Consider the following 7,750-nt stretch of genomic DNA (forward strand, 5'->3'; position numbering starts at 1 on the left):
TCGATCTCGAAGGAGTGGCCAAAACCCTGAACGAACGCCCTCGCAAAACACTCGGATTCAAGACACCAGCTGAAGCGATGAACGAGCTATTATTGAGCGTAATCACCGGTGTTGCGACGACCGGTTGAATCTGCCCAATATGCGTCGGAACAGATCACCGCGTTCGCGGTCAAGAATGGTCTCACTCGCTCGATGGGATTGACCGGTATTTGCTGGGACAACGCGATGGCCGAAAGCTTCTTCGCGACGCTGAAAACAGAGTTCTACTACCGCCGAGTGTGGCCCACCCGCGACCGCGCCACCCGCGAAGTCGGCGCCTGGATCGAGGACCGCTACAACCGCCGCCGCCGGCACTCCTTGATCGGGCAGATCAGCCCAGTCGACTTCGAACTGCAATACTCGTCAGAGACCGCGGAAGTTCAACTCGCCGCTTAGCCCGTGTCCACTAACCGGGGGCAAGTCCACTTCTACCCGGTGTACATCCAAGGTTCCATCGAGATTGACTGCTTGTATCTTGAGGGCATCAACATGCCGAAAGCGGCAGGGGGTACGCAAGTTGTCCGGACCAACAATGCAGCATCCGTTGTGCATGACCTCATCGTGCGGAATGTTCGCATCTCGCAGACCCAGAACGACGGCTATCTAGTCCACCAAAATGCTATAACCATTGACAGGCTCACCATGTCGGGGATCACTCAGATTGGCGGGAGCGCGCTCTACGTGCAGCCCTCCGGCTCAACTCCCGTCTGCCGGGTTTCTCTTTCCGATAGCTACACCTCAGCTAATTCAATGGCCGAACTCAGCGGCCCATCTGAGTGGTCGTTTGGCCCGCGCGTCGTGGCCAACGTGGGGTATCAGGTGTTCCTTGTGCAGTACCTCGCTGCGACGATGATTATTGGCGGGAGCGGTATCACCAACCCGAACGAAAAGACCGTTTTTGCGGGTGGCGCAAACCCGTGGCCCCCATCCGCTCCCGATCGGCTGGCTTTGCCTGCGACATCAGCAAGCTCGCAAAGGTGAACGGGGACGCGGCCAACAACACCAACGCCGCGCTCGCATGCGGCGCTGGTGCGGGAGCAACAAACGGTGCAGCCTGGAAGAATCTCTACTCCGGCCTCATCTACTGAGTGATCCGCAACAACGCCGTGCGCTAACCTCGCAGAATGGATACAGGATTCAGACGCAGCGGCTACCTCCCAGGTCTTCTAGGACTGCGGGCGGTAGCCGCTGTTTCTGTCGTTATCCATCACTTCGGCGCGCAATATTTCCCATCGTGGACCGGTGGCTACTTCGCAGGCGGCGCTTACCTGGTCGACGTGTTTTTCGTGCTCTCAGGGTTCCTTCTCGGTTACGCCTACATTGACCGAACTGGACTGACCACGACTCGACGCCGGTTCTTCCTTAGCCGCATGGCGCGCCTATACCCGGCCTACCTGCTTGGGCTGGTCCTGTCCTTCTCATACTTTCTGACCCTGCTCCCAGCGCAGGGCAGCGAAATCGCGCGAGCAGCCAAGACGGCCGTGGTCGCAGGTTCCACTCTCGTCATGTTGCAGGCATGGATACCTAACGCACAATCATGGAACAACCCGGCATGGTCGCTCTCCAACGAAACGTTCTTCTATCTCGTTCTTACGCTGGTTGCCGGCCCGGTGATTGTCCGGTTCTCTCGAAGGCAGCAGATCGCCTTGGCCATTGCGGTAACAGCCGGTGGCACTGCCATTCTTATGATGTTCCATCCCGGCTTTCACCTCGAGTGGGTGCCGTTACTTCGGGTCGGGCCATTCCTGATCGCGGTCGTAGTGGGGTCAGTCTTCCGCAACTGGCGCGGCCCGGCGTGGGGGCGCATACCAACTTCTCTCGCCCAGCTCGGCGCGTTCCTGCTAGTGCTCCTGACCGCCTCACTCTTCGAGCCGGACAACTCCCTCGTGCACGTTGTCGTATCGCTCGTCGGGCTGGTTTGCATCGTCACCCTCGCGCTGGGTGGTGGCGTGCTGAGTTCCCTCTTCGACACGACCGTGGGTCGCACTCTGGGTGACGCGAGCTACGGCATCTATATCTACCAGGTGGGCGTTTTCTACACCCTCGCCCTGCTGCTCGGCCATCGGCCGAATGGCTGGCTCGAGTTCGCTTTATTCATGGCGATCCTGATCGCGTTCTCGATCCTCTCAGCCAAGTACTTTGAGCCGCGAGGACGAGTCTTGCTCGAGCGGCTATTACGAACAAGCCGACGGCAGGCCTCGCCAGCTTCCGTCCAGGCCGATGATCTGTCTCCGCGAGCGGTTCAGCCGAACTGACCCCGTCAAATTCGCCCAGAGTGTTGCGTTCTGACAGCCACGCGATGCTCCGCGACGGCACCATTTATCAAACCCAGTCACCCTCCACCCCTTGACGAACTACATAGGGCACCCGATGGTCAATGGCTGGGGCAAAAACCATGCCAAGCCCAACAGGCCAACATTCTGCAAGAGCAAAGCTTCAAGGTAACGGGTGCGGCGACAGTAGGCTCGCGCGCGTTCGCAATTGATGAAAGACTTGGCTCACTTCCTCATCGGGCTGGCAAATCCGCCTGGTGCACGTTGCGTACGGCGCGGTCTTGTCTAGTAGTCTGTGCCGACGTTCGGTTTGACCTTAAGTCGCCAGTTGGGTTTTCGACGAGTGCGTGTCTTGAAAAGCGTCAGGTGTGGGCAATGACTAATGATCCAAATGGGGGAAATCTGATGGCCACACTTCCACCCCGCCGGTTTGAGGGGGGACGAAAAAAAAGACTTTGGTTGCGTGCTCCTCCAACCGGCTTCATGGGCACAACCTTTGTGACTTACGCGGGAATGGGCCTGAGCCTATTGTCAGCGCCCATTATCGCCCGGACGATCGGGGCCGACGGCAGAGGCTTGTTGGCCGCCGCCTTCGTGACCGTCCAGCTGCTTTCATGGACTGCCTTCTTAGGACTTCCCCGCACATTGGCCGTTGCAGCCACGCAAAAACACCTCGTGTCACGTTCTGGGATGCTGACAACCACACTCCTTGGCGTGGTGAGCACAGTACTCGCACTTGCGACCGCAGACGTGGTGGCAAATGGGAATGAACAGCTGGCACTTCTGATTCGGATAGGGGCACCCCAGCTGTTATTTGCTGGATTAGCTCAATTAGGAATGGAATATACCCTTTCCAACGGTCGCTTTGTCCTCTGGAACGTGCTCCGATCCATTAATCTCATACTTCCCTCCGCCGCAGTTCTCGTAGCATTCGCCGTCGGAAACCTAACTTTTGAGCTTGTCTATGCGGCGACCCTGTTTGGACAAGTCGTGACGATTATCGTTGGATCGTTGCTATGCATTCCGCTCCTTCGGAGGAGCGGAATAGTAAAGATCCCCTGGAGATTCACCCTCCAATATTGGTCCACATCAGCGCTGGACGCTGTCGGCGGCCGGATTGACCAGCTCCTGCTGGCGGCACTGGCACCACCGCATGTTCTAGGAGTGTACGCAGTCGCCGTCACGTGCGCGTCCGCGGCTGCTGGTGCTACTCAGGCCATAAACGACATCACCTTTTCTCGTTTCCTGAATGCGGAACAGCAGGCGGCCTCGACTACGTTGCGATCGCGGAGCTTTATCGGGCTGGCGGCCTCACTGACGTCGGGAATTCTGGTTATCGTCTTAATTAACATGCTCGCGGTGCCTCTCTTCGGCACTGATTTCAAAAGCCTCCCTACGGTCTGCGCCATTCTGATCATTTACCAAGGAGTAACTGACCAGTGGAATTTGCGCACGTACTGGGACTCCGCCTCGCTAAACGGCCGAGGTCTGACCGCGTCTTCGGTAATCGGTCTGATAGCTCTGCTTGGTGGGCTTGCGGTGTTTTTGCAATTCGAATCCTTGACTGGCGCAGTTATGGCTATATGCATGGTGGCCATGGCCCTCGTTCGATTGACGTCACGTGCGATATTTCGGAAGGCGCAGGATCGTAGTCTTCGACTCACCCGTCTCAGCTCTGAGGCCTAGAGATCCTTTATCGGAGGCGGCGGCGCGGTCCGATCCCGCTGAATTGCTGACTTCCCCGAGATTAGGATTATTTGACTAGTTTCCCCGCGATGTCAACAGGTGCTGATTTCTGGGAGGATGGGACTGCCCCCGGAGGTCTTGCCGGCTCGAGATCCGGTCGGAGGGGTCCTGGATTATACGGCCGCTATCTGGCCATTGTTCGCGGTTCGGTTCCGGGCATGATCTATGCAAATCTGCGTATCGCGGAGAGCTCTTCCCGGTCCCGTCCCGCGGAGTGGTGCAGTTTCTCGACACCGTGCAGGTCAGTTGGTTTAGTTTAGGCAGCAGCGAGTTCTGGGAGGATCACCGCCTCGTAGATGACCTCGACGGGGTTGTTCATTGTGGTCAGCTCGAGCATCGAAGCTTCGGAGAAGTAGCGACGTTCGCCGGCTTCCCATTCGTCGTGGTGCTCGATCAGGACTGAGCGCGCCAGCCGCAGCAGGGCGGCGGAGTTGGGGAACACGCCGACGACATCGGTGCGACGTTCGATCTCCTTGTTGACCCGTTCCAACGGGTTTGTCGACCAAATCTGTCGCCAGTGACGCCGTGGGAACGCCGCGAACGCCAGCAAGTCGGATTGGGCGTCGGTGAGCATCGCCGCGACTTTGGGGTGGGATCGCTGAGCATGGTGGTGACATCACGAACTTGCTTCTCGATGTGCTCATGGTCGGGCTGGGCAAGGATGGTGCGGATGATCGACGCCACCATCTCTTGAGATCTTTTCGGGACCACGGCGAGGACGTTGCGCAGGGACTGCACGCGGCATCTCTGCCAGCCAGCGCCTTGGAAGACAGTCCCGATGGCCTTCTTCAGATCGGTGTGGGCGTCAGACATGACCAAGTTCACCCCGTCGAGACCGCGAGTCTTCAACGACCGCAGGAAGCTCTGAGTATTTGAGGCTGTGGGGGTCAGTGAATATTGCCTTTGGGGGCCGCCGGTATTGCCTTTGGGTGCCGCGTAGCCGCGCGGTCGGGGGCCAGCGGCGCGCGACCGCGCGAGTATCTATGCCGTGATCTGGCCGGCGGTGTGTTCTCGCATGTTGTGGCCACCGGTCTCGACCCAGATGGTGTTGTTCACGATGCGGTCCATGATCGCGTCGGCGTGGACTCCAGAACCGAGGCGCTGGTGCCAGTCCTTCTGGGCGTACTGGGTGCAGAACACCGTTGATGCCTGGTCGTAGCGTCGCTCGAGGAGTTCCAACTGCATGCTCCTCGTGCTCTCGGTCGGCTCGTCCAGAAGCCATTCATCCATCACCAACAGCCTGAATGCTGCGTACTTGTTCAGGAACTTCGTTGACCCGGAGCTCTGGCATCCGGACGTAGCGCGCTCGCACCCGATGCAGGCAGGCCGCTTTCGCCAGCGCGCAGCCCAGATACGATTTTCCCGATCCGGTGAAGCCCTGGAACACGACGTTCTGCTGCCGGTCGATGAATAAGCACGTGCCCAAGCCGGCGATCACCGACCGGTCAAGGCCGCGCTCTTCACGAGGTCCAAGCGGCGCAGGTCAGCGTTGGGATAGCGCAGGTTCGCCCGACGGATCAGCCCCTCCACTTTGGTTTGGGTGAAGGCGGAATGGGCTTCATCGATGGCCAGTTTGATCTTCTCCTCGAACGCCAAACCCAGCGTCAGGACGTCGTCTTGAGCGTCGAACGCATCCAACAGGGTGGTCACTCCCATCTCGCGGAGATTGCGTTTGGTCACGAGCTTCGCGTTGATCCTTCGTGCCATTGTTGATTACTCCTTCTGCCGGGAGCCTATACACGCGGTAGAAGGAGCTAAGCAGATGGCCCCCAACAGCAATATTCGGTGGCCCCCAAGCACGCTACTGACCACACCGCCCGATGGCCCCCAAAGCCAATATCGGTGACCCCCAGCAGGCCTATTACTCAAGCTCGTCCCGAAGCCTTCGTTCTCGTTCTCGCTGTCGCTCACGTCGAACCCGAGGACCTCCCGCCGCCCGTCGGCGGCCACGCCGATCACGACAACAACGGCCTGGGACACGATTCGGCTACCTTCCGTTCCTGGCGATGCGGCGCATCGCGGCGGTCGATTCCTATCTCGCAATGCGTCGTGGACGGGGTTTCACACTCGTCGATGCTGGGTCGTTGTTGTTCGGCTTTGTCGTGTTTCTGCAGCGGAACGGGTCCGAGCGTCGAGGGCGAACGGCGCGAACTAGCCTCATCCACCGTATCAAATCCCGCCCATTGGCGGTCAGAACTATTAGGCTCTCCCTAAGCGAACCAAAATAGATCAAGATGTTATAGGTATCCCGGCTATTTGTGGGTATTTCCTAGCCTTGAGAGAACGAATGCCCGCTTTGCCGTCTGATGAGACAGAAAATGATTCGTCGTTGGTCGTCAGACGAGGAATAGGATGAGATACAGAAACCGCCATCTCGTTGGAGTCGTAAGGGAGACGGCTAGGAGAATGCCTCCAATCCTAGACACAGTCCGGCCGTGTGCAACGATTCTGGTCGTATAGAAGAACCATTAGTTCGTCAGTTTCACTGACCACAGAAAGCGATATACATTGTCTAAGAATATGAGGCAGTCTCAAGAATGTTGAACATCGCGTTTCTTTGCCTCGAATGGCCCAGTACGGTTCACTCTGGTGGCGTAGCCAGATATGCCTACAGGATTGCCTCAGCGCTTGCGTCTCAAGTCAACTTGACAGTCGTCACTTTTGAAGATGGGAAGCCCATACGCGGAGTTCGAATGGTGTATATTCCCCGTCCCAAGTCAAGATTCGGCCGATTTTACCTTGCTCCCTTTCGAGCGCGTAGGGCCCTAAAAATGCTTGACGTTGATGTGCTGCATTCCTTTGGAGATGACTGGGCCTTGTCGCGCTCAGGAACTCCAAGAGTCAGGACGTTTCTCGGCTCGTCGCTCTCGGAAGCCAGGTCATCTGTGGGCCTCAGGAAGCTAAATCACTATCTACTCGCCGTCACCGAATTGATTTCAAAATCATCAACTAAGAATCGAATAGCGATCGGCCCCGATTCGTACACCAGATTCGACTGCCACACGCTCATGCCACCGGTTGTTGAAGTGCGGCGACCTACGGACATCCTTCCCTCGATTGAAAGGTCCGTCGTTTTCGTTGGCTCGTTCGCTGGACGAAAAAGAGGGTGGCTCGTGGAGGAGGCAGTCGAACGGGCAGGGCGAATAGTGGGAGAAAACATCCAGCTCACGGTTGTCGGTCCAAGCGCCGACGCTTCATCCTGGCGCTCAACCACGACGCACATCTCAGGCGCCTCTGACACTGAGGTGATTCAAACGATAGCTCGTGCTTGGGTGCTATTGGCACCGTCACTCTACGAAGGCTTCGGGATACCTGTTTTCGAGGCGCTGTCTCTCTCCGTGCCCGTAGTCGCATCATCGAATCCAGGAACCGACTACCTAAGCGCGTTAATGGGCGAAGGCATTGCTTTGAAAATTGTCCGAGACGATAACGACTTTGCTTTAGCGCTGGCCGGAAGCATCTCAGTACGGGCACACATCAGCAAAGACGAAGTGACGCGAGTTCAACATTCAATTTCTGCCCTTCTTGTTCAGGCATCCCCGTCGAGACTTCTAGAGGAATATGACCGGGTTCTGTCAGCGACGGTTGAAATGTAGTCCAGAATCGACGGTTTAAAACTAGGCCACCCAAGCACGATAGATGGGTGATCACAGTGGAAGATTGGGCTTTGGTTCGTCGCCTTCACTTGAGCG

At 57.6% G+C, this 7,750-nt stretch carries 5 protein-coding genes and 4 pseudogenes; 6 read left to right on the plus strand and 3 right to left on the minus strand.

Features of this window, described 5'->3' with window-relative positions; all coding sequences use genetic code 11:
- The 5 genes and pseudogenes from E3T47_RS16465 to E3T47_RS13355 form a co-directional block, all read left to right on the plus strand.
- Positions 1–128 (plus strand): annotated as a pseudogene (locus tag E3T47_RS16465) (IS30 family transposase); the annotation flags it as partial.
- Positions 109–435, plus strand: a complete 327-nt coding sequence (locus E3T47_RS13340) for an integrase core domain-containing protein (protein WP_277871837.1) — start codon at positions 109–111, stop codon at positions 433–435. The pseudogene E3T47_RS16465 and the gene E3T47_RS13340, both read left to right, overlap by 20 nt.
- A 150-nt stretch (positions 436–585) precedes the next feature.
- Positions 586–1,020: a hypothetical protein gene (locus tag E3T47_RS13345; RefSeq protein WP_206751339.1), complete on the plus strand. Its 435-nt coding sequence runs from the start codon at positions 586–588 to the stop codon at positions 1,018–1,020.
- A 143-nt stretch (positions 1,021–1,163) separates the two neighbouring features.
- On the plus strand, positions 1,164–2,294 hold the full coding sequence (locus tag E3T47_RS13350; protein WP_134556554.1) for an acyltransferase family protein: 1,131 nt from the start codon (positions 1,164–1,166) through the stop codon (positions 2,292–2,294).
- A gap of 393 nt (positions 2,295–2,687) precedes the next feature.
- Entirely contained in the window at positions 2,688–3,998 is a 1,311-nt protein-coding gene (locus E3T47_RS13355) for an MATE family efflux transporter (RefSeq protein ID WP_134556555.1), read from the plus strand.
- Between the two features lie 316 nt (positions 3,999–4,314).
- Here the strand turns inward: E3T47_RS13355 and E3T47_RS15985 are convergent.
- The 3 pseudogenes from E3T47_RS15985 to E3T47_RS13375 form a co-directional block, all read right to left on the minus strand.
- Positions 4,315–4,871, minus strand: a pseudogene (locus E3T47_RS15985) (transposase).
- Positions 4,872–5,039: 168 nt separating this feature from the next.
- A pseudogene (locus tag E3T47_RS16895) lies at positions 5,040–5,765 on the minus strand (ATP-binding protein).
- 185 nt (positions 5,766–5,950) lie between these two features.
- Positions 5,951–6,044: pseudogene (locus E3T47_RS13375) on the minus strand (transposase); the annotation flags it as partial.
- A gap of 551 nt (positions 6,045–6,595) precedes the next feature.
- Here E3T47_RS13375 and E3T47_RS13380 point away from each other — a divergent pair.
- Complete coding sequence (locus E3T47_RS13380; protein ID WP_134556557.1) at positions 6,596–7,654, plus strand: glycosyltransferase family 4 protein; 1,059 nt, start codon at positions 6,596–6,598, stop codon at positions 7,652–7,654.
- Positions 7,655–7,750: the final 96 nt, after the last annotated feature.

The sequence above is a fragment of the Cryobacterium ruanii genome, from assembly GCF_004404055.1.
In the GTDB taxonomy this organism is placed as follows: Bacteria; Actinomycetota; Actinomycetes; order Actinomycetales; family Microbacteriaceae; genus Cryobacterium; species Cryobacterium ruanii.

Excerpts from the sequence above, each read along its gene's own strand:
- E3T47_RS13350 (WP_134556554.1), top strand. The coding sequence starts at position 1,164 with ATGGATACAGGATTCAGACGCAGCGGCTACCTCCCAGGTCTTCTAGGA.
- E3T47_RS13355 (WP_134556555.1), top strand. The coding sequence starts at position 2,688 with ATGACTAATGATCCAAATGGGGGAAATCTGATGGCCACACTTCCACCC.
- E3T47_RS13380 (WP_134556557.1), top strand. The coding sequence starts at position 6,596 with ATGTTGAACATCGCGTTTCTTTGCCTCGAATGGCCCAGTACGGTTCAC.